Source organism: Streptomyces sp. NPDC004111, from assembly GCF_042874215.1.
Lineage (GTDB): Bacteria > Actinomycetota > Actinomycetes > Streptomycetales > Streptomycetaceae > Streptomyces.
In genome coordinates this window covers 127,570-145,922 of record NZ_JBIAMU010000011.1, presented here as the reverse complement: position 1 = coordinate 145,922, position 18,353 = coordinate 127,570, and the positions used below count along the sequence as shown (strand labels likewise).

Below are 18,353 nucleotides of genomic sequence, written 5' to 3'. Positions count from 1 at the left end.
CGCCGCCCAAGATGTCTGTTTCGTTATATTTCTTACCGTCAAGATGCGTTATGTCCGGGCAGTTGGGACACTCGCCCTGTGATCCAGTTCGAGGAGATTCAGCCCGCGGCCGACTGCCCCTGTGCCGGATGCGCCGACCGGCGCCGTATCCGCAGGACCAGATCCCTCGCCGCACGTGACGGTGGTCACCCCGCGGCCCACGGCGCCCGCCGCGCCCTGGTGCTGGTCACCGCCGCCGGAGTGGTGCTGGGCGGCGGGGGAGGTGCCGGTGCGGTGGCGCCGGGGGCGAAGGAGGGCGCCGGACCCGCGGGCGTGTCGGACGGCCCGGGACCCGCACCGGTGCGGGGGACCGGCGGCGCCCCGGGACACCCGGCGGCGGGCAGGCACGAGGGCCCGGGGCACGCGGCGGCGGGCCGGGGGGAGGACCCCGGGCGAACGGCGGGGCGCAAGGGCGGCGGCCGGTCGGGGGCGCGGTCCGACCCGGTCGACCCCGCGCACTCGGTGCGGCGCGACGCCCCCGCCCCGCAGGGCGACGCCGCCCCGCTGCACGGCAGGGCGCGGCCCGCGCCGGCCGGTTCCGGGTCGCCGGGCCCCGGCGGGGTCGCCGCCGGGCCCGCGCTCAAGCCCGCCACCCGGGCCGACATCATCAAACGGGCCAAGAGCTGGGTCGAGGCGAAGGTCCCGTACAGCATGGAGAAGTTCTGGCGGGACGGTTACCGGCAGGACTGCTCCGGCTACGTCTCCATGGCGTGGGGGCTCAGCGGCAACGAGTGGACCGGGTCGCTCGCCGACTTCGGGGTGCGGGTGCCGCGCGACCAGCTCCAGCCCGGCGACATCCTGCTCTTCCACAACGCGGCCGACCCGCACTCCGGCTCGCACGTGACGATCTTCGGCGGCTGGACGGACTACACGCACGACCACTACCTCGCCTACGAGCAGACCAGGCCCACCACCCGCAAGCAGGCCACTCCGCTCGGCTACTGGACGAACGCCGACCGCTATGTGGCCTACCGCTACAAGGGCCTCGTCGGCGGAACCGCCCCGCAGGGCGCCGGGGGCGCGCCCGCCTTCCCCGGCACCCGGTACTTCCGCCCCGGACAGTCCAACAGCCACGTCGAGAAGCTGGGGCGGCGGCTCGTGGCGAAGGGCTTCGGCAAGTACTACACGGTGGGCCCGGGGCCGCGCTGGGGCGAGGCGGACCGGCGCAACGTGGAGGCGTTCCAGCGGGCGCAGGGCTGGCGGGGCGCGGAGGCCGACGGCTATCCGGGCCCCGAGACCTGGCGGCGGCTGTTCAAGGAGGGCGGGGCACAGTGATGAGGGAGCCCGTGATCAGGAACGAGTCGACGACCGAGATCCCCGTGCACCTCCTCTTCCGCGACGATCAGGGGGTCCCCTCGGTGGTGCCCTCCGGGGTGACCGTGGTGGAGCGGCGCCGGGGGACCGGCGAGCAGCGGCGCGTGGAGCCGCCGGCCGCGGCGGTTCCACGGCCCGCCCCCGCGGCCCCCGGTCCCGTCGAGCGGCCGGGGCCCGCGGTCGCCGGGTGGGCGGCGGGGGTCGTCGGGCTCGGCGCGGCGGCCGGCTGCGCGGGGGCGCTGTGGTGGCTGGGGCTGCTGCCCGGACCGCTCGCCGCGGCGCTGCGGCTGCCGGTCCGGGCGTACGCGGGCGGCTCTCCCGCGGGCTGGGCGGCCCTCGCCGCGCTCGCCGCGGTGGCGCTGTGCGCGTGCGGCGGTCTGGTGCGCGGGCGGGAGGGGTACGCGTCGGTGCTCACCCTCTTCGGGGCCTACCGGGGGACGGTGCGGCGCACGGGGCTGATGTGGCTCAGCCCGCTGCTGTCGCGCCACCGGGTGGACGTACGGCTGAAGCACTGGCGCAGCGAGCCGCTGCCAGCCGTGGACCGGGACGGGATGCCGCTGCGGGTGGTGGTCCTGGTGGTGTGGCGGGTCGCCGACCCGGCGCGGGCCGTCCTCGCGGTCGACGACCACACCGGGCAGCTGTGCGGACAGGTCGAGGCGGCACTCGCGCGGGTGCTGGCGCGGACCCCCGCCGACGGCGCCCGGGACGCGGCGGCGGTCGGCGACGCGCTGACCCGGCTGCTGGCCGGCCGGCTCGCCGGGGCCGGGATCGAGGTGTTCTCCGTCCAGCCGGTGCGGATCGAGTACGCGCCGGAGGTCGCCGGGGCGCTGAGCCGCCGGAAGGTCGCCGCGCTGGACGCGCGGCAGCGGGCGAAGGCGCTCGCCTCGGTGGTGGACGCGGTCGAGGAGACGGTGGCCCGGCTGACCGCCCGGGGGCTCGCGGGGGAGCTGGACGACTACGAACGCAGAGCCCTGGTACGGGAGTTGACGGTTGCGTACCTCGGCGGGGCGTGAGCGGCGGGGCGGCGGAGGTGTCGCGCTCCGGCCCCGGGTGGGGCGGCGGGCCGTGTCGCACCCCGGTCCCGGGCGGGCGGCGGGCAGTGTTGCACCCCGGTCCCGGGCGGGCAGCGGAACGCGACTTTCCTTAACTCTCCTTAACGTTGGACATTGGTCTGGACATGTTCAACCGCCGTCCATACATTGGGACTTGGTCTAGACCGGATTTCGTCACAGCACCACACACGCGCGCGTGCAGCACGGCTCACAGAACTCCCCCACGTTCTCCTGGAGCGAAGCATGCGAAAAAAGGCAATGAGTGCGGCTGTCCTCGGGCTCGCGATAGCGGGCGCCACCGCACTCTCCACCAGCGGCGCGAGCAGTCATGGCTACACCGACTCGCCCATCAGCCGCCAGAAGTTGTGCGCCAACGGCACGGTGAAGAACTGCGGTTCCATCCAGTGGGAGCCGCAGAGCGTCGAGGGGCCCAAGGGCTTCCCGGCGGCAGGACCGGCGGACGGCAGGATCTGTTCCGGCGGAAACGGCGGCTTCGCGCAGCTCGACGACCCGCGCGGCGGGCAGTGGCCCGCGACGAACGTGTCGGCCGGATCGAGCTACTCGTTCCGCTGGCAGTTCACCGCCCGGCACGCCACGTCGGACTTCCGGTACTACATCACCAAGCAGGGCTGGGACCCCTCGAAGCCGCTCACCAGGGCCTCGCTGGACCCGCAGCCGTTCCTGAACGTGCCGTACGGCGGCAAGCAGCCGCCCGCGACACTGACCCACCAGGGAACGCTCCCCGGCGGCAAGTCCGGCAAGCACATCGTGCTGGCCGTGTGGAACGTGGCCGACACGAGCAACGCGTTCTACGCCTGCTCCGACGTCCAGTTCTGACGGCAGGCCGCCACAGCAGTCAGGCACCACCGCCGGACCGCCCCACCGGGGTCCGGTAGGAGCCGCCGGCCCGAACCGCCGCGGGCCGGTGGTCCGCTCACGAGCCGCCCCATGCGCATGGGGCGGCTCGTTCCGTGCCGCCCGGAAGCGACGCGGCGTCCCGTACGGGTCCCCGGCTGCCGGAAGTGACGCGGCGTCCCGTACGGGCCCCCGGCCGCCGGAAGCGGCGCGGTGCCGTGCGCGGTTGCGCGACGGCCGGAAGTGGCGTGGCGCCATGGACGGGAAGCGGTGGGCGGCTGTTCCCTGAGGGGCACCGGTAATTCGACCGACCCAGGGAGACCACCGTGCCGTCCATGCCGCGCCGCTCCTTCCTCCAGGCCGCGACCGTCACCGCCACCGCGGCGGCCGTCAGCGCCCCGACGATCACCGGGAGCGCACCGGCCGCCGCCGCCCCCGCACCCGCCGTGCCCGCGGCGGACGCCGCCGGGAGACGGCTGCTGCACTTCGACCGGGCCACCAACGGTGCCGGGAGCGGCCACGCGGGCCGCTACGTCGCCGAGGTGCAGAACATCCTCTGGTCGTTCGGCGAGGACGGCGGCCCGGCCACCGCCCTCACCCCGCCCGACCTGGAGCCCAACCGGCCCGTCCTGTCGCCCGACGGACGGCAGATCGCGGTCGCCGGATTCCGGGGCGGCCAGTTCCACCTGTGGGTGATGAACGCCGACGGCTCCGGGCTGCGCCGCCTCACCGACGGCCCCTGGGACGACCGCTGCCCCGCCTGGTCGCCGGACGGCCGCCGCCTCGCCTTCTCCTCCGAACGCGGCGGCGACCCGGTCGGGGGCAGCCCGTACCGCATCTGGACAGTGGAGGTGGGCAGCGGGAAACTCACCCGCCTCACCGGCACCGAGGGCCAGAGCGGCCCCGGCCAGGACAAGCCCTGGGAGGACTTCGACCCCACCTGGAGCGCGGACGGCGCCCGCGTCCTGTTCGTCCGGGGCGGCGTCGTGGGCACCGCCGTCCAGGCCCGCACGATCGCCGCCGTCGCCGCCGACGGGAGCGGCCCGGTCACCGTCGTGCACGCCGAACCGGCCGACGCGGCCCCCGGCAACGTCCTGGCCCCCGCGGTCTCCCCGGCCGGCCGCACCGCCTGGCTGCGCACCCTGCCGCCCGCCCCCGGACGGTTCGAGATCATCAGGCTGGTCGTCGACGGGAAACAGGTCCCCCTCGAAGGGTCGCTCGCCGACTCCCCGCCCCGCTGGCTCGACGAGACCCGGATGCTGGTCACCCTCGACGGCCGCTTCCAGGTCGTCCGCCCGCACAAGGAGACCGGGGCCCGGCCGCTCCCCTTCACGGCGACCCTGCCCGTGGAGCGGCCCTCGTACCGGGTCAAGAAGTACGACCTGGAGCCCGCCCGCCCGCGCAGGGTGCGCGGCATCCAGCAGCCCGTCCTCGCCCCCGACGGCCGCTCCTTCGCCTTCGTCTCCCTCAACTCCCTGTGGGTGCAGTCGGTTTCCGGCCGCGGTGCCCGGCCCCGGGAGGTGGTGCGGGCGGAGCCGACGACCTACCTCCAGGGCCCGTCCTGGAGCCGGGACGGCCGCTGGCTGCTGTACGTCGACGACCGCGACGGACTGAACGGGGTGCGCCGGCACGAACTCGCCACCGGCAAGGACGAGCCGCTGGCCGGCGGCGGACGCACCCACCCCGCGCTCTCCCCGGACGGCACCCGGCTGGCCTGCCTCGACATGGCGGGCGGCCTCGTCGTACGGGACCTGGCGGCCGGCACCGAGAAGGTGCTGGCCGCCGCGCTCGGCGGGGGCGGACTGCCCGGACCGCCGAGCTGGTCGCCGGACGGCAGGTACCTCGCCTACTGCGACCGCAACCGGCTCAACTTCCGCTACCGCGAGGGCTACAACCTCGTCCGCGTCGTCAACACCACCAACGGCGCCTCCGCCCTGCACCCCGTCTCCCGCTTCGGCTCGCTCTCCGACCGCTACGCCTCGGGACCCGTCTGGTCACCGGACGGGAAGTGGCTCGCCTGCGTCAGCGAGTCCGCCCTGTGGGTGCTGCCGGTGCGCGCCGACGGCAGCCCCGCGGGGGAGCCCCGGCAGCTCTCCGACGTGGGCGCCGACCACCCCAGCTGGGCGGCCGACTCCCGCACCCTCCTCTACCTGGCCGAGGGCGAGGTACGGCTGACCACCCGCGACGGCGGCGCGGGCCGGGCGGTCCCGGTACGGCTCGACCACCGGCGCTCCGCCCCCGTCGACACCGTCGTCCACGCGGGTCGGCTCTGGGACGGCACCCGCACCGACGGGCGCACCCGCGACGACGTGGACATCCTGATCCGCGACGGCCGTGTCGCCGCCGTCGAACCCCACCGGGCCGGCCGCCGGGCCGCCCGGCACGTGGACGCCTCGCGGCAGACCGTGCTGCCCGGACTGTGGGACTCGCACACCCACCCCTGGGCGTACACCTACGGCGCCCGGCAGAGCGCGGTCTTCCTCGCGTACGGCATCACCACGACCGTCTCGCTCGCCGGGTTCAGCTACGAACAGGCCCGCATCCGGGAGGACGTCACCGCCGGACGGCTGGCCGGCCCCCGCCTGCTCACCACCGGGGAACTCCTCGACGGGCCGCGCGTCGCGTACAGCATGGGGCGCGCCCACCGGACGGCGGAGGGGCTGCGCCGCTCGCTGGCCCGCGGCGCCGCGCTCGACTGGGACTTCGTGAAGACGTACGTGCGCGCCCCGATGGCGTCCATGGAGCAGGCGGCCCGGTTCGGCCACGAGCGGCTCGGTGTGCTCTCCGGCTCGCACCTCGCCTCGCAGGGCACCCAGGGCGGCCAGGACCTGACCAGCCACCTCGCCGCCACCGAACGCGCCGACCGCGGGCACGGCATGACCAGCGAGCAGTTCACCTACCAGGACACCCTCGCCAACTACACCGAGGGCGGCCTGAAACTGCTCGCCACCCCCTTCACCTCGCTCGCCCTCCTCGGCGACTTCCCCGAACTCGTCGACGACCCGAGGGTCACGGCGATGATGCCGCCGTGGGACACCCAGACGCTGCGCGCGGCGGCGGCCAAGGCCCCGACGGCCACCGACCGCCTCGCGCTCGGCCGCGAGCTGGACTCCTACCGGCGGGTGATCGACGGCGGCGGCCGGCTGGCCCTGGGCACCGACACCCCGATCGTCCCGGTCGGCCTGCCGCTGCACGTCGCGCTCCGCGCCTTCGTACGGCACGGCTTCAGCCCGGCCGAGGCGCTGCGCACGGTGACGCTGTCACCGGCCCGGCTCTTCGGCGCGGACCGGGAGCTGGGCTCCGTCGAACCCGGCAAGATCGCCGACCTGACGCTGGTGGACGGCGATCCGCTGACGCACTTCGACGACCTGGTACGGATCGCGGGCGCGGTGGTCGGCGGCCGGATCCACGAACGGGCCGCCCTCACGGCCCCCTACGACCGCAGGCGCTCCCTCACCACCACCCCCGACCCCTCCCACTGGCACGCCGTGAGCAACCAACTCCGCCAAGAAGGCTGCTGCTGACCCCACCCCACCTCACCCGCGCCCCCCCCGGGGCGCCGGGCCCGCCCACCCGAGCCCCCTCGGGCGGCGGGCCCGCCCTTTCCCCCCCGCCCCCGCCCCCTTGGGCGGCGGGGCCGCCCCCGGGGGCGGAACGGGCGGGCAAGGGGGCGGCCCCCCGGCGGAGCTGCACATTCACCCCCGCCCACCCCGGCGGAGCCGCACCCCAGCACCCCGGACGCCCCCGGCAACCCCGCACCCCCGCACTCCGGACGCCTCCGGCAACCCCGCTCCCACACCCCCCCCACCCCCACTCCAGGTACCCTCACCCCGACACCGGAATGGCCAATTCCATCCCACCGTCACCCCGCCCCACCCTGGAGTCCGCCCCGTGAACATCCTCGTCACCGGCGCCGCCGGCTTCATCGGCTCCGCCTACGTCCGGATGCTCCTCGCCGGCCTCCTCCCCGGCGCCGAGCACCCCCGCGTCACCGCCCTGGACCTCCTCACGTACGCCGGGAACACCGACAACCTCCCGCTCGCTGACCCCCGCCTGACCTTCGTGCGCGGCGACGTCTGCGACCTGCCGCTGCTGCTGCGACTGCTGCCGGGCCACGACGCCGTCGTGCACTTCGCCGCCGAGTCGCACGTCGACCGCTCCATCGAGGGCGCGGCCGACTTCGTCCGCACCAACGTCCAGGGCACCCAGACCCTCCTCGAAGCCTGTCTGCGCACCGGTACCGGGCCGGTCGTGCACATCTCCACCGACGAGGTGTACGGGTCGATCGCCGAGGGCGCCTGGACCGAGGACGCGCCGCTCGCACCGAACTCCCCGTACGCCGCCTCCAAGGCGGGCGGGGACCTGATCGCCCGCTCCTACTGGCGCACCCACGGTCTGGACGTCCGGATCACCCGCTGCTCCAACAACTACGGTCCGTACCAGCACCTGGAGAAGCTGATCCCGCGCTTCACCACCCGGCTGCTGGCGGGCCGCACCGTCCCGCTGTACGGCACCGGTGCCAACGTCCGCGAGTGGCTGCACGTGGAGGACCACTGCCGCGCCGTGCACCTGGTGCTCACCAAGGGCACCGCCGGTTCGGTCTACCACGTCGGCGGCGGCGACGACCTCACCAACGCCGAGCTGACCGACCGCCTGCTCGGACTGACCGGCGCGCCCGCCTCCCTGGTCAGGCACGTCGCCGACCGCAAGGGCCACGACCTGCGCTACGCCCTCGACGACACCCGCATCCGCGAGGAACTCGGCTACGCGCCCGCCGTCCCCCTGGACGAGGGCCTGGCCGCCACCGTCGCCTGGTACCGGGACCACCCGAGCCGGTGGCAGGACCGCGAGCACCCCTGACCCGGGCGCCGGGCCACGCCCGACGGCGCTCCCGTCCGACGGCGCTCCCGCCCGACGGCGCCCCGCCCGGCCGGAGACACGACCGAGGCCCCACCGGCGAACCGGAGGGGCCTCAGTATCAAGTGCGCCGCCAGGGACTCGAACCCCGGACCCGCTGATTAAGAGTCAGCTGCTCTAACCAACTGAGCTAGCGGCGCTTGACTCGTAAATCGTACCTGGTCCGCAGGGGTGCTCGCGACCACGTTCGCATCGCACCGTGCGCAGGCCCCGCCGGCGCGGTTCTGGCGGGCGGTCCTGGCGGGCGGTCGGGCCGCGCGGTCCGGGTGCGCGGTTCCGGCCTGGCCGTCCGGCTACAGCGACAGCGAGAGGGCCATCGGGGCCGCCCGCCGGTTCAGCACGTCCGCCGCCTGCCGCAGCCGGTGCGCGTGCTGGAGCGGGAGGGAGAGGGCCAGGCAGCCGACGGCCGCCCCGGCGGTCAGCGGGACGGCGGCGCAGACCGTGCCCAGCGCGTACTCCTGGAGGTCCAGGACCGGCACCGTCGGCGGCTGGCTGTCCAGCGTGGAGAACAGCACCCGCTCGCTGGTGATCGTCCGCGAGGTCAGCCGGGCGGTCCGGTGCCGCGAGACGTGGTCCCGGCGGCCGTTGTCGTCGAGCTGGGTGAGCAGGCACTTGCCTATCGCGCTGGCGTGCGCGGCGGAACGGAAGTCGACCCACTCGTGGACCCTCGGGGTGAGCGGGCCCTCGGCGACCTGGGTCACCGTGACCTCGCCGTCCACGTACCGGCTGAGGTAGATCGCGGCGCCGACCGAGTCCCGCAGCTGGTCCATGGTGCGCTGGAGCCTGAGCCGCAGGAGGTCGCGCGCACCGGCGCCGGTGGCCCCGACCAGCTCCAGCGACTCACCGGTCACGTACGCCCCGTCGGAGATCTGCTCCACATAGCCCTCGCGGCGCAGCATCAGCAGTAGGGGGCGCAGGGTGCCGGAGGGCAGTCCGGTCTCGCGCGCGAGCTGGCCGTCGGTGACGCCGCCGCTGTGCCTGGACACGGACTCCAGTACGCGAAGGGCGTACTGCACCGAGTGCTGCGGCGTGGCCGGCTCGGGCTTCAGCGCCACGGTTCCCCCTACCAAGGTTGCGACCGTCTGCTCTGCTTCGGATCTGTGGTGCGTCCCTGCGTACTGCGTCCGTGCGGTGCTGCGTCACTGCGTCGTTCGTGCGTCGTCAGGCCACGATAGCCGTCAACCCCCGCCATCGGGGCGGGGGTTGACAAATTGCCTCGGCCGGGTACGCCCAGTTGAGGCCCGTGAGCTGGGCGACGCCACCCGTGGCATATGCCAAAGGCAGGTCCCGTCAAGGAGGCTTCGGCGTCAGAGCACGGCGCCGAGGAACTCCCGGGTCCGCTCGTGCTCCGGCTCGCCGAAGATCTTCTCCGGCGGGCCGGACTCGATGACCCGCCCCGAGTCGAACATCAGGACGTCGTCCGAGATGTCCCGGGCGAAGTTCATCTCGTGCGTCACGCAGAGCATGGTGATGTCGGTCGTCCGGGCGATGTCGCGCAGCACGTCCAGCACGCCCGCCACCAGCTCGGGGTCGAGCGCCGAGGTCACCTCGTCGAGCAGCAGCACCTGCGGGCGCATGGCCAGCGCGCGGGCGATGGCCACCCGCTGCTGCTGGCCGCCGGAGAGCTGGGTGGGCTTGGCGTCGCACCGGTCGCCGAGGCCGACCATGTCGAGCAGTTCGCGGGCCCGCTCCTCGGCCTCGTCCTTGGACAGCCCCAGCACCCGTACCGGCGCTTCGGTGATGTTGCGCAGCACGGTCATGTTCGGGAAGAGGTTGAACTGCTGGAACACCATCCCGATGTTCTTGCGGACCTCGCGCAGCTGCTTCTCGCCCTGGGAGGGGAAGAGCTGCTGGCCGCCCACGTGGATGGTGCCCTCCTCGGGCTTCATCAGCGTCATCAGCAGCCGCAGGATGGTCGTCTTGCCGGACCCGGAGGGCCCGATCAGGGTGACGTGCTTGCCCGGCTTGACCGAGAAGCACAGGTTGTCGAGGACGGTGTTCTGCCCGAACCGCTTGGTGACGTCCTTGAACGTGATCAGGTCGGCGGCGCCGGACGGGGCCTCGGGGGAATCGGCGGGCTGGGTGGCTTCAACGGACAAGACGACGCTCCAGGACTCGCAGCAGAAGGGACGCCGGGTAGGCGATGAGGATGAAGGCGATGCCGACGACGGTCAGCGGCTCGGTGTACTGGAAGGTGGACGCGCTCTCCAGCCGCGCCTGCTGGAGCAGCTCCAGCACGCTGATGCCGGCCAGCAGCGGGGTGTCCTTCAGCATCGAGACGACGTAGTTGCCGAGCGCCGGCACGATGCGCCGGATCGCCTGGGGCAGGATCACCGCGAACCAGGTGCGGTGCGCGGGCAGGCTGAGCGCGGTCGCCGCCTCCCACTGCCCGACCGGCACGGCGTCGATGCCCGCCTTGTAGACCTGTGCGGTGTACGTCGAGTAGTGCAGCCCGATCGCGACGGTGCCGGTGGCTATCGCGGAGAACTGGATGCCCCACTCCGGGAGCACGAAGAACAGGAAGAACAGCTGCACCAGCAGCGGAGTGTTGCGGATGAACTCGGTGATGAGGTTCACCGGCCAGCGCACGTACTTCAGGTGCGAGCGCAGCCCGAAGGCCCACACCAGGCCCAGCGAGAACGACAGCAGCGAGCCGAGGGCCAGCACCTGGAGGGTGAGCAGCACCCCGTCCCAGAAGCGCGGCATGAAGTCCGCGACGGCGGACCAGTCCCAGTTGCTCATCGTGTACCCCCGGCGGCCTGGGCCTTGATGTCGATGCCGATGCCGGCCTTGGTCCTGCGCTCCACCGTCTTCATGCCGCGCGTCAGCACGAACGCGATCACGAAGTAGATGACCAGGGTGATCGAGTAGATCTGGGCGCTCTCCTGGGTGGCCAGACGCACCAGGTAGGCGGCGAACGAGACGTCACCGATGCCGAGCAGGGACACCAGGGCGGTGCCCTTGAGCAGCTCGATCAGCAGGTTGTTGAACGGCGGGATCATCTCCGGCACCGCCTGCGGCAGCAGGATCAGCCGCATCCGCTGCCAGGGCGTGAAGTTGAGCGCGATGCCCGCCTCGCGCTGTGCGGGAGTGACCGAGTTCAGGGCGCCGCGCACGACCTCCGCACCGTACGCACCGTAGGAGAGCCCCAGGGCGAGCACCGCGGCCCACATGGGGACGAACGCCCAGCCGATCAGGCCGGGCACCACGAAGAACAGCCAGAACATCAGCACCAGTGCGGAGGTGCCCCGGAAGACCTCCGTGTAGACACCCGCCAGGAAGCGCACGATCCACAGCCGGTGGACGCGCGCCATGCCAATGCCGAAGGCGACGAGGGTCGCCAGGACCGCGCTGTAGAAGGTGAGTTGAACGGTGGTCCAGATCCCGGGGAGGATCCAGTTCTGCCACAGGCCGGCGCTCATCGGCACAGCTCCTCGGCCGTGAGGGTCGTCATCTCCGACTCGGTGAAACCGAAGGGCTTCAGCACCCGGAACAGTTCGCCGCTCTTCTTCATCTTGTGGATCTCCACATTGAAGGCGTCCCGCAGTTCGGCGTCGAGGCTGCGGAAGGCGAAGCCGCCGCCGTCGATCTTCTTCTTGCCGTTCACGAGCGGTGCGAAGGGGGCGGTGGCCTCCGCCCTGGTGCTCTTCCTGACCACCTCGCGGCCGGTCAGCGCGGTGCCCGCGAAGACGTCCACCCGGCCGGACTCGACCGCGTTCAGACCGGCCACCGGGTCCTGGAGGATCACCAGGGACTTCTCCGGGATGCCGGCGGCGACCGCGTAGCCGATCTCCGCGTACCCGGTGCCGGTCGCCATCTTCGCCCCGGTGCGCTTGATGTCCTGGTAGGAGTGGAGCTTCTTCGGGTTGCCCTTCGGCACGATGAAGGAGTCCAGCATCTGGTACTCGGGGTCGGCGAAGATGACCTGCGAGCAGCGCTCCTTGTTGATGTACATCCCGGCGGAGACGACGTCGAACTGCTGCGAGTTAAGCCCGGGGATGAGGGAGGAGAAGTCGGTCGCGACCGGCTGCACCTTCCCGATCCCCAGCCGCTTGAAGATGATCTTGGCCAGTTCCACTGCCTCGCCGGTGAAGTTGCCCCGGTCGTCGATGAAGCCGTACGGGGCCTCGCCCGCGATGCCCATCCGCACGATGCCCTGCGACTTCAGCCTCGCCAGGGTGTCCCCGGTCGGGACCTTGCTGCATCCGGCGACCCCGAGCGCCCCCGCCGCGCCCAGCGCCGCACCGCCCACCAGGAGGGAGCGCCGTCCTATCGAGCGCTGTCCGGCCGGGCGTCCTTGTGGCTGCCGTCGTCTGTCATTTCCGTGCTCTTCCCTGAAATCTCTTGTGGGAGCCATGGGCGCGCGGCTACCCGGCAGCGCACGTCCTACTCCTGTCAATTCCGGCCCCGGCCACCGCGGATGCCCTCTTGACGCACACGATCACCGCTGCACGATGGGGTGATGACCGAACGATTCGTGGACATTTCGCTCGACAAGCGCGGTGTGCGGTGCACCGCCCGACTCCTCGACGACAAGGCCCCGATCACCTGCGACGCGGTCTGGGACGCGCTTCCGCTGTCCGGCGAGGTCTATCACGCGAAGTACGCGCGCAACGAGATCTACGGACTCTTTCCGGCCTTCGCGGTCACCGAACCTCCCCTGGAGAACCCCACCGTCACCCCGATTCCCGGCGACCTCTGCTACTTCTCCTTCGCGGGCACGCAGCTGGCCACCGGCTCCCACGGCTACTCCGCCGACCACGTCCGCCAGGACCGCCCCACCATCGTCGACCTCGCCCTCTTCTACGAGCGCAACAACCTGCTGCTGAACGGGGACCAGGGCTGGGTGCCCGGCATCGTGTGGGGCACGGTCGTGGAAGGGCTGGACCGGATGGCGGAGGCCTGCCAGGACCTGTGGCGGGCGGGCGCGGTGGGCGAGACGCTGAGCTTCCGGCGCGCCGAGGAGTAACGGGCGTCCCGCGCAAAGCGGTTGGCGCGGCCCGCCGCGTTCCGTACCATCCCGCTCCGGCACAGCCCACAGCGGCGGAAGGACGACATCACGTGAGCGGGAGACCCGGGGCCGGAAACGGCCCGACGGCGGACGCGGCGGGCGACTGGCAGGAGGAGTGGCGCTGGCACGACGCGCGGTGGGCCACGGCGACGATGGTGGTGGTCGTGGGCGGCTGCGCGGGCGGGGTGCTGTGGTGGGTGACCGGCTCCGGGCCCCGCGTCGCGGTGGTCGCCCTGGTTGCGTCGGCGCTGCTGGCCTGGGCGAACTCCCGGTCCATGACCTACCTCCAGAACCGGACCGGCTGTACGTACCGCCAGCTGGCCGCCCTGATGCGGCTCGCCCGGCAGGAGCGGATACCCGAGGACCCGGCGGCCCGCCGGGGAATGCTGGCCCTGGTCCGCTTCCAGAACAGCAAGAAGGCGGGCGGCGCCTGGGCGCAGCCGGTCAGCGTCGGCGCGGTGCTGGTGCTGGCCGCCGTGCAACTGCTCGGCGGCCACTTCCTCCTCGGCGCCCTCCTGGTCGCGGGCGCGGGACTGCTGGCCTCGAAGCTGAGCCCGCTCGCCCGCACCCGCGCCCGCCTCGCCCGGCTGGAGGCCGCGCTCACCGGGTCCTAGGAACCCCCGGGGTGCGCGGGGCTCAGGCGGCGGCCGGGGCGATGCGGGCCCGTACCCAGGTCCGCCGCTCGTCCAGGTAGGAGTCCACGACGAGGCCCGCCCCCGCCAGCGCCTCCTCGAACTCCTGCTCCGTCAGCGGGCAGGACAGATACGTCTGGGTCCACTTCGCGTCGGGGTAGTGGTACTCCACACGCAGCGACCGCGAGCCGGGGCGGCCCCGGTCCGAGGGTTCGGAGGACACGGCGCGGATCAGCCCGCCGCCGGGCACCCGGCGCTCCGTGGGCAGGCCCTCGTGGCGGCCCGCCGCCTCCCGCTGGACGATCACCCAGCCGTCCGCCGCGACATGGCGGCGGCAGGTCTCCAGCAGGGCCTCGCGCACCCCTTCCGTTCCGGCGTGCACCAGGTACGACGCCAGCAGCACCACGTCGAAGGGCTCCTGGCCGGTGAGGTCCAGCGTCTCGATGGGGCTGCGCGCGCTGCGGATGCCGGGCACCACGTCCCGTACCGCCGCCAGCATCTCCGCGGACTCGTCGACGGCGGTCACCTCGAAGCCGAGGTCCGTCAGCGGGCGGGTGAGCCGGCCCGCCCCCGAGCCCAGTTCGAGCAGCCGGGCGCCGGGCAGCCGGTCCCCGGCCGCCGCCGCCACGATCTCCGGTTCGCCCTCGGCCGGCATCCGCAGATACGTTCCGACCGCGCATCCGTCCGGGGTGATCGCGCCCGGCCCGGTGCCTTCGTATCCCTCGCGTGTGATGGGGTCCATGGGGCCATCGGAGCACGGAGTGACCGCCGGGCGGAAGACGCCTCCCGGCCTTCCCCGGGCCGGCAAGGCGCGGCCCGGCCCACGCCCCGGCCGGGTGCCGCGGCGGCCCCGGGGATGACCGTGCGGTGGGAAATCTCGGCGCAGGCCGTGCCTGAAGCCCGTCTCGGTCGTCACGTGGGTAGGCGACTTTCTCATGTGGCCTCCGAGACATGGGCATTGGGAGCATTCACCGTGAAGCACGGAATTACTGGAAACGGGCGAAACGTAACGGCGCGCCGGATGTCGGCGGTCGCCGTCACCGCCGCCACCGCAGGGTCCGTCCTGGCGTCCGGGGCGGCCGTCGCCCCGGCACAGGCACTGGCCCCGGAGGCGGTCGCTCCGGCGGCGGCCCGCGGGGTCACCGCAGCACCCAAGGCACCCACGGTCACCGCCAGGGGCGCCTTCCTGATGAACGCGGGTACGGGCAGGACCCTCTACGCCAAGGCGGCGGACACCCGGCTGCCCACCGGCTCCACCACCAAGATCATGACGGCGAAGGTGGTGCTGGCGAGCAAGGGCCTCGACCTGGACGCCAAGGTCACCGTCCAGAAGGCCTACAGCGACTACATCGTGCGCAACACGGCCTCCTCCGCCCGGCTGATCGTCGGCGACAGGGTGACCGTGCGGCAGCTGCTGTACGGGCTGATGCTGCCCTCCGGCTGCGACGCGGCGTACGCGCTGGCCGACAAGTTCGGGTCGGGCGGCACGCGCGAGGCCCGGGTGAAGTCCTTCATCGGCAAGATGAACGCGACCGCCCGGTCGCTGGGCCTGAAGAACACGCACTTCGACTCGTTCGACGGGGGCGGCGGCCGGGGCAACTACTCCACCGCCCGCGACCTCACCCGGCTCGCCGTGAGCGCGATGCAGAACGCCACCTTCCGCAAGGTGGTCGCCACGAAGTCCACCAAGCAGCGCACGGTGACCAGGAGCGGCGGGACGCGCGAGATGTCCTGGAAGAACACCAACCCGCTGCTCACCAGCTACCGGGGCACGCTCGGCATCAAGACGGGCTCGGGCCCGCAGGCGAAGTACTGCCTGGTCTTCGCGACGAAGCGGGGCAACAAGACCCTGTACGGCACCCTGCTCGCCTCGTCCTCGGACGTGAACCGGGCCAAGGACGCGGGCAAGCTCCTCAACTACGGCTTCGCCAGGTAGCCGCGGGCAAGCTCCTCGGCCACGGCTACCTCGGCCACGGCTTCCTCGGCCACGGCTTCGCCGGGTAGCCGCACCACCCTGCCCGCTCTCCCGGAACACCCCGTTCCGCCGCTCCGGCGGACGTGCGGAGCCGCACCGCGGCGCGGCTCCGCACGTCAGCGGCCCACCGGCACCGGGGCCGTGCCCGCCACCCCCGCCCCGTACAGCGCCTGCGCCGCCCGCAGGACCACCGCGTCGCGGTGACGGGCCGCGATCAGCTGGACGCCGATCGGCAGGCCCGCCGCGTCGAGCCCGCACGGCACGGTCGCCGCGGGCTGCTGGGTGAGGTTGAACGGGTAGGTGAACGGGGTCCACCCGGTCCACCTGCGGTGCCCGGAGCCGCGCGGGGCCTCGGTGTCCGCCTCGAAGGCGGTCAGCGGCACGGTCGGCGTCACCAGCAGGTCGTAGGTGCTGTGGAAGCGGCCCATCCGGCGGCCGAGTTCCATCCGGGCGTCCACCGCGGCCAGGTAGTCGAGCGCCGAGTACCGGGCGCCGATGCCGCTGATCTCCCGCAGCCCCGGGTCCAGCGCGTCCCGCTGGGCCCGCCCGAAGTGCTGGACCACCCGGGCGGCCCCGCTGAACCACAGCGTGTGGAACGCCTCCGCCGGGTCCGCGAAGTCCGGGTCCGCCTCCTCCACGAAGGCCCCCAGCTCGGCCAGCTTCCCGACCGCGGCGCGCACCGCCGCCGCCACGTCCCGGGCCACGTTCACCTGGCCGCCGAAGGTCGGCGAGTACGCCACCCGCAGCCCGCGCACCCCGTCGCCGATCCGGTGCCGCGTCTCTCCGTCGTCGGAGACCGGCAGCTGCGACCAGTCCCGCCAGTCCGTCTCGCCCGCCATCACGTCCAGCATCAGCGCCGCGTCCGCCGCGTCCCGCGCCATGGGGCCCGCGTGCGACAGGGTGCCGAAGGGGCTGGAGGGGTAGAGCGGAATCCTGCCGTACGTCGGCTTCAGCCCGAACACGCCGCAGAAGGAGGCCGGGATGCGCACCGAGCCGCCGCCGTCGGTGCCGACGGACAGCGGTGAGGCCCCCGCCGCCACCGCCACCGCGCTGCCGCCGCTGGACCCGCCCGAGGTCCGCGACGGGTCGTACGGGTTGCGGGTGACACCGTGCCGGGGCGAGTCGGTGACGCCCTTCCAGCCGAACTCCGGGGTGGTCGTCTTGCCCACCAGGACCGCCCCGTGCTCCCGCAGCCGCGCCACGGCCGGCGCGTCCTCGTCCCAGCGGCCCTCGGCCGATATCGACTCCGAGCCGCGCAGCGTCGGCGTCCCCGCCTGGAGCAGCAGGTCCTTCACGGTGACCGGTACGCCGTCGAGCAGCCCCCGCGGCGCGCGCCGCCGCCACCGCTCGGCGGAGCCCCGCGCCTGCTCCAGGGCGCCCTCCGCGTCGATCGAGACGAACGCGTTCAGCGAGGGCTGGAGGGCCTCGGCCCGCTCCAGCACGGCACGGGCCGCCTCCACGGGGGAGGCCTCGCCCTTCTCGTACGCGGTGAGAAGCTGACGGGCGGTGAAGGCGGCCAGGTCGGTGGGTGCTGTCGTCGGCTCAGTCATGAGTGGGGACGTACCCAACATTCTTGTCCACTACATTCGGGAGTGGCTTTCCGGCCGCCCACAGGTCGTAGAGGTCCAGGAACTGGGCGCCCAGCGCGTCCCGCCAGCCCACCACGTCACCGCTCATGTGCGGCGACACGGTCAGCCCCGGCACGTCCCACAGCGGACTTTCCGGCGGCAGCGGCTCCTGTTCGAAGACGTCCAGCGCGGCCCCCGCGATCCACCGCCGGGACAGCGCCGCCAGCAGGTCCGCCTCCACGACCAGCTGGCCCCGGCCGACGTTCACGAAGTACGCGTCCGACCGCATCGCGTCGAAGGCCCGCGCGTCGAACATCCCCCGGGTCGCGTCGGTCAGCGGCGCCGCGGCGACCACCCAGTCCGCCCCGGCCAGCAGTGCCGGCAGGTCCGCGGGCCCGTGCACGCCGGGGCGCTCGGTGCGTCCGGTCAGCGCGACGCTCACGCCGAGCGCCGTCAGGGTGCCGGCGACGGCCCGCCCGATCGGCCCGGAACCGACCACCACGGCCCGGGTGCCGGCCACCCGCCGGGTCTCGCGGTGCCGCCAGCGGCGCTGCCGCTGGAGCTCGTTGGTCCCGTTGAAGTCCTTCGCGGCGGCGATCACCAGACCGGCCACGTACTCCGCGATCGGCGTCTCGAAGATCCCCCGGGCGTTGGTGACCAGCGTGCGGGAGGCGGCCAGCTCCGGGCACATGAGGTGGTCCACTCCGGCGCTCGCGGTGTGCACCCAGCGGGGCCGCGCGCCCTCGCCCGGCCATGCGCGCCGCACCGCGTCCGAGAGGAAGTCCCACACCAGGAGGACGTCCGCGTGGGGGAGTTGACTCGCCAACGACGATTCGTCACCGTGCACAATGCGGGCGCGTCCGGTGAGGCTGCCGAGGCGGGGCGGCGGGTCGGCGTCGAGCACGAGAAGGGTGACTTCGGGGTCTTCGCGAACCTTGTGGGCATCAGTCATCGTCTGGAAACCGTTTCGCAACGTCGCAGATGTACGGA

At 73.2% G+C, this 18,353-nt stretch carries 15 protein-coding genes, 1 tRNA gene and 1 pseudogene; 8 read left to right on the top strand and 9 right to left on the bottom strand.

What is annotated here, in order from left to right; all coding sequences use genetic code 11:
* Positions 1–78: 78 nt before the first annotated feature.
* From ACFYVL_RS22270 to rfbB, 5 genes and pseudogenes are all read left to right on the top strand, one after another.
* A pseudogene (locus tag ACFYVL_RS22270) lies at positions 79–1,305 on the top strand (peptidoglycan-binding protein); the annotation flags it as partial.
* 8 nt (positions 1,306–1,313) lie between these two features.
* On the top strand, positions 1,314–2,366 hold the full coding sequence (locus ACFYVL_RS22265) for an SPFH domain-containing protein (protein WP_389247383.1): 1,053 nt from the start codon (positions 1,314–1,316) through the stop codon (positions 2,364–2,366).
* Between the two features lie 282 nt (positions 2,367–2,648).
* Positions 2,649–3,242, top strand: coding sequence for a lytic polysaccharide monooxygenase (locus tag ACFYVL_RS22260; protein WP_389247381.1), 594 nt, complete (start codon positions 2,649–2,651; stop codon positions 3,240–3,242).
* A 353-nt stretch (positions 3,243–3,595) separates the two neighbouring features.
* Positions 3,596–6,784 (top strand): amidohydrolase family protein, encoded by a 3,189-nt coding sequence (locus ACFYVL_RS22255; RefSeq protein ID WP_389247676.1) that lies wholly within the window; start codon positions 3,596–3,598, stop codon positions 6,782–6,784.
* A 367-nt stretch (positions 6,785–7,151) separates the two neighbouring features.
* Complete coding sequence (gene rfbB, locus ACFYVL_RS22250) at positions 7,152–8,120, top strand: dTDP-glucose 4,6-dehydratase (protein WP_389247379.1); 969 nt, start codon at positions 7,152–7,154, stop codon at positions 8,118–8,120.
* A gap of 123 nt (positions 8,121–8,243) precedes the next feature.
* On the opposite strand, the gene ACFYVL_RS22245 is transcribed toward rfbB, so the two are convergent.
* From ACFYVL_RS22245 to ehuB, 6 genes are all read right to left on the bottom strand, one after another.
* A tRNA-Lys gene (locus ACFYVL_RS22245) sits at positions 8,244–8,317 on the bottom strand.
* Positions 8,318–8,470: 153 nt separating this feature from the next.
* Complete coding sequence (locus ACFYVL_RS22240) at positions 8,471–9,232, bottom strand: IclR family transcriptional regulator C-terminal domain-containing protein (protein ID WP_389247375.1); 762 nt, start codon at positions 9,230–9,232, stop codon at positions 8,471–8,473.
* A gap of 252 nt (positions 9,233–9,484) precedes the next feature.
* Positions 9,485–10,276 (bottom strand): ectoine/hydroxyectoine ABC transporter ATP-binding protein EhuA, encoded by a 792-nt coding sequence (ehuA, locus tag ACFYVL_RS22235; protein WP_389247373.1) that lies wholly within the window; start codon positions 10,274–10,276, stop codon positions 9,485–9,487.
* Positions 10,266–10,919 (bottom strand): ectoine/hydroxyectoine ABC transporter permease subunit EhuD, encoded by a 654-nt coding sequence (gene ehuD / locus ACFYVL_RS22230; RefSeq protein ID WP_389247371.1) that lies wholly within the window; start codon positions 10,917–10,919, stop codon positions 10,266–10,268. Before ehuD ends, ehuA begins: the two co-directional genes overlap by 11 nt.
* Positions 10,916–11,599: an ectoine/hydroxyectoine ABC transporter permease subunit EhuC gene (gene ehuC, locus ACFYVL_RS22225; RefSeq protein WP_389247368.1), complete on the bottom strand. Its 684-nt coding sequence runs from the start codon at positions 11,597–11,599 to the stop codon at positions 10,916–10,918. The genes ehuD and ehuC overlap by 4 nt, the downstream gene beginning before the upstream one ends.
* Complete coding sequence (ehuB, locus tag ACFYVL_RS22220; RefSeq protein ID WP_389247365.1) at positions 11,596–12,534, bottom strand: ectoine/hydroxyectoine ABC transporter substrate-binding protein EhuB; 939 nt, start codon at positions 12,532–12,534, stop codon at positions 11,596–11,598. Before ehuB ends, ehuC begins: the two co-directional genes overlap by 4 nt.
* A gap of 105 nt (positions 12,535–12,639) precedes the next feature.
* Between ehuB and ACFYVL_RS22215 the strand changes: the two genes are divergently transcribed.
* Both ACFYVL_RS22215 and ACFYVL_RS22210 read left to right on the top strand, forming a co-directional pair.
* Complete coding sequence (locus ACFYVL_RS22215) at positions 12,640–13,146, top strand: DUF3830 family protein (RefSeq protein ID WP_389247363.1); 507 nt, start codon at positions 12,640–12,642, stop codon at positions 13,144–13,146.
* Between the two features lie 92 nt (positions 13,147–13,238).
* Positions 13,239–13,802: a hypothetical protein gene (locus ACFYVL_RS22210; RefSeq protein ID WP_389247360.1), complete on the top strand. Its 564-nt coding sequence runs from the start codon at positions 13,239–13,241 to the stop codon at positions 13,800–13,802.
* 22 nt (positions 13,803–13,824) lie between these two features.
* Here ACFYVL_RS22210 and ACFYVL_RS22205 read toward each other — a convergent pair whose 3' ends face one another.
* Positions 13,825–14,562, bottom strand: a complete 738-nt coding sequence (locus ACFYVL_RS22205; protein ID WP_389247358.1) for a class I SAM-dependent methyltransferase — start codon at positions 14,560–14,562, stop codon at positions 13,825–13,827.
* A gap of 279 nt (positions 14,563–14,841) precedes the next feature.
* Between ACFYVL_RS22205 and ACFYVL_RS22200 the strand changes: the two genes are divergently transcribed.
* Positions 14,842–15,756 (top strand): D-alanyl-D-alanine carboxypeptidase family protein, encoded by a 915-nt coding sequence (locus ACFYVL_RS22200; RefSeq protein ID WP_389247357.1) that lies wholly within the window; start codon positions 14,842–14,844, stop codon positions 15,754–15,756.
* A 155-nt stretch (positions 15,757–15,911) separates the two neighbouring features.
* On the opposite strand, the gene ACFYVL_RS22195 is transcribed toward ACFYVL_RS22200, so the two are convergent.
* Both ACFYVL_RS22195 and ACFYVL_RS22190 read right to left on the bottom strand, forming a co-directional pair.
* Positions 15,912–17,345, bottom strand: coding sequence for an amidase (locus tag ACFYVL_RS22195; RefSeq protein ID WP_389247355.1), 1,434 nt, complete (start codon positions 17,343–17,345; stop codon positions 15,912–15,914).
* Positions 17,338–18,315, bottom strand: a complete 978-nt coding sequence (locus ACFYVL_RS22190) for a D-2-hydroxyacid dehydrogenase (RefSeq protein WP_389247354.1) — start codon at positions 18,313–18,315, stop codon at positions 17,338–17,340. Before ACFYVL_RS22190 ends, ACFYVL_RS22195 begins: the two co-directional genes overlap by 8 nt.
* Between the last annotated feature and the right edge of the window lie 38 nt (positions 18,316–18,353).

What these genes read in the sequence shown, in the direction of transcription:
- ACFYVL_RS22190 (WP_389247354.1), bottom strand. Translation starts at nt 18,315, where the DNA reads ATGACTGATGCCCACAAGGTTCGCGAAGACCCCGAAGTCACCCTTCTC.
- ACFYVL_RS22215 (WP_389247363.1), top strand. Translation starts at nt 12,640, where the DNA reads ATGACCGAACGATTCGTGGACATTTCGCTCGACAAGCGCGGTGTGCGG.
- ehuD (WP_389247371.1), bottom strand. Translation starts at nt 10,919, where the DNA reads ATGAGCAACTGGGACTGGTCCGCCGTCGCGGACTTCATGCCGCGCTTC.
- ACFYVL_RS22265 (WP_389247383.1), top strand. Translation starts at nt 1,314, where the DNA reads ATGAGGGAGCCCGTGATCAGGAACGAGTCGACGACCGAGATCCCCGTG.
- ACFYVL_RS22200 (WP_389247357.1), top strand. Translation starts at nt 14,842, where the DNA reads ATGTCGGCGGTCGCCGTCACCGCCGCCACCGCAGGGTCCGTCCTGGCG.
- ACFYVL_RS22205 (WP_389247358.1), bottom strand. Translation starts at nt 14,562, where the DNA reads ATGGACCCCATCACACGCGAGGGATACGAAGGCACCGGGCCGGGCGCG.
- ehuC (WP_389247368.1), bottom strand. Translation starts at nt 11,599, where the DNA reads ATGAGCGCCGGCCTGTGGCAGAACTGGATCCTCCCCGGGATCTGGACC.
- ACFYVL_RS22195 (WP_389247355.1), bottom strand. Translation starts at nt 17,345, where the DNA reads ATGACTGAGCCGACGACAGCACCCACCGACCTGGCCGCCTTCACCGCC.
- ACFYVL_RS22255 (WP_389247676.1), top strand. Translation starts at nt 3,596, where the DNA reads ATGCCGCGCCGCTCCTTCCTCCAGGCCGCGACCGTCACCGCCACCGCG.
- ACFYVL_RS22260 (WP_389247381.1), top strand. Translation starts at nt 2,649, where the DNA reads ATGCGAAAAAAGGCAATGAGTGCGGCTGTCCTCGGGCTCGCGATAGCG.
- ehuB (WP_389247365.1), bottom strand. Translation starts at nt 12,534, where the DNA reads ATGGCTCCCACAAGAGATTTCAGGGAAGAGCACGGAAATGACAGACGA.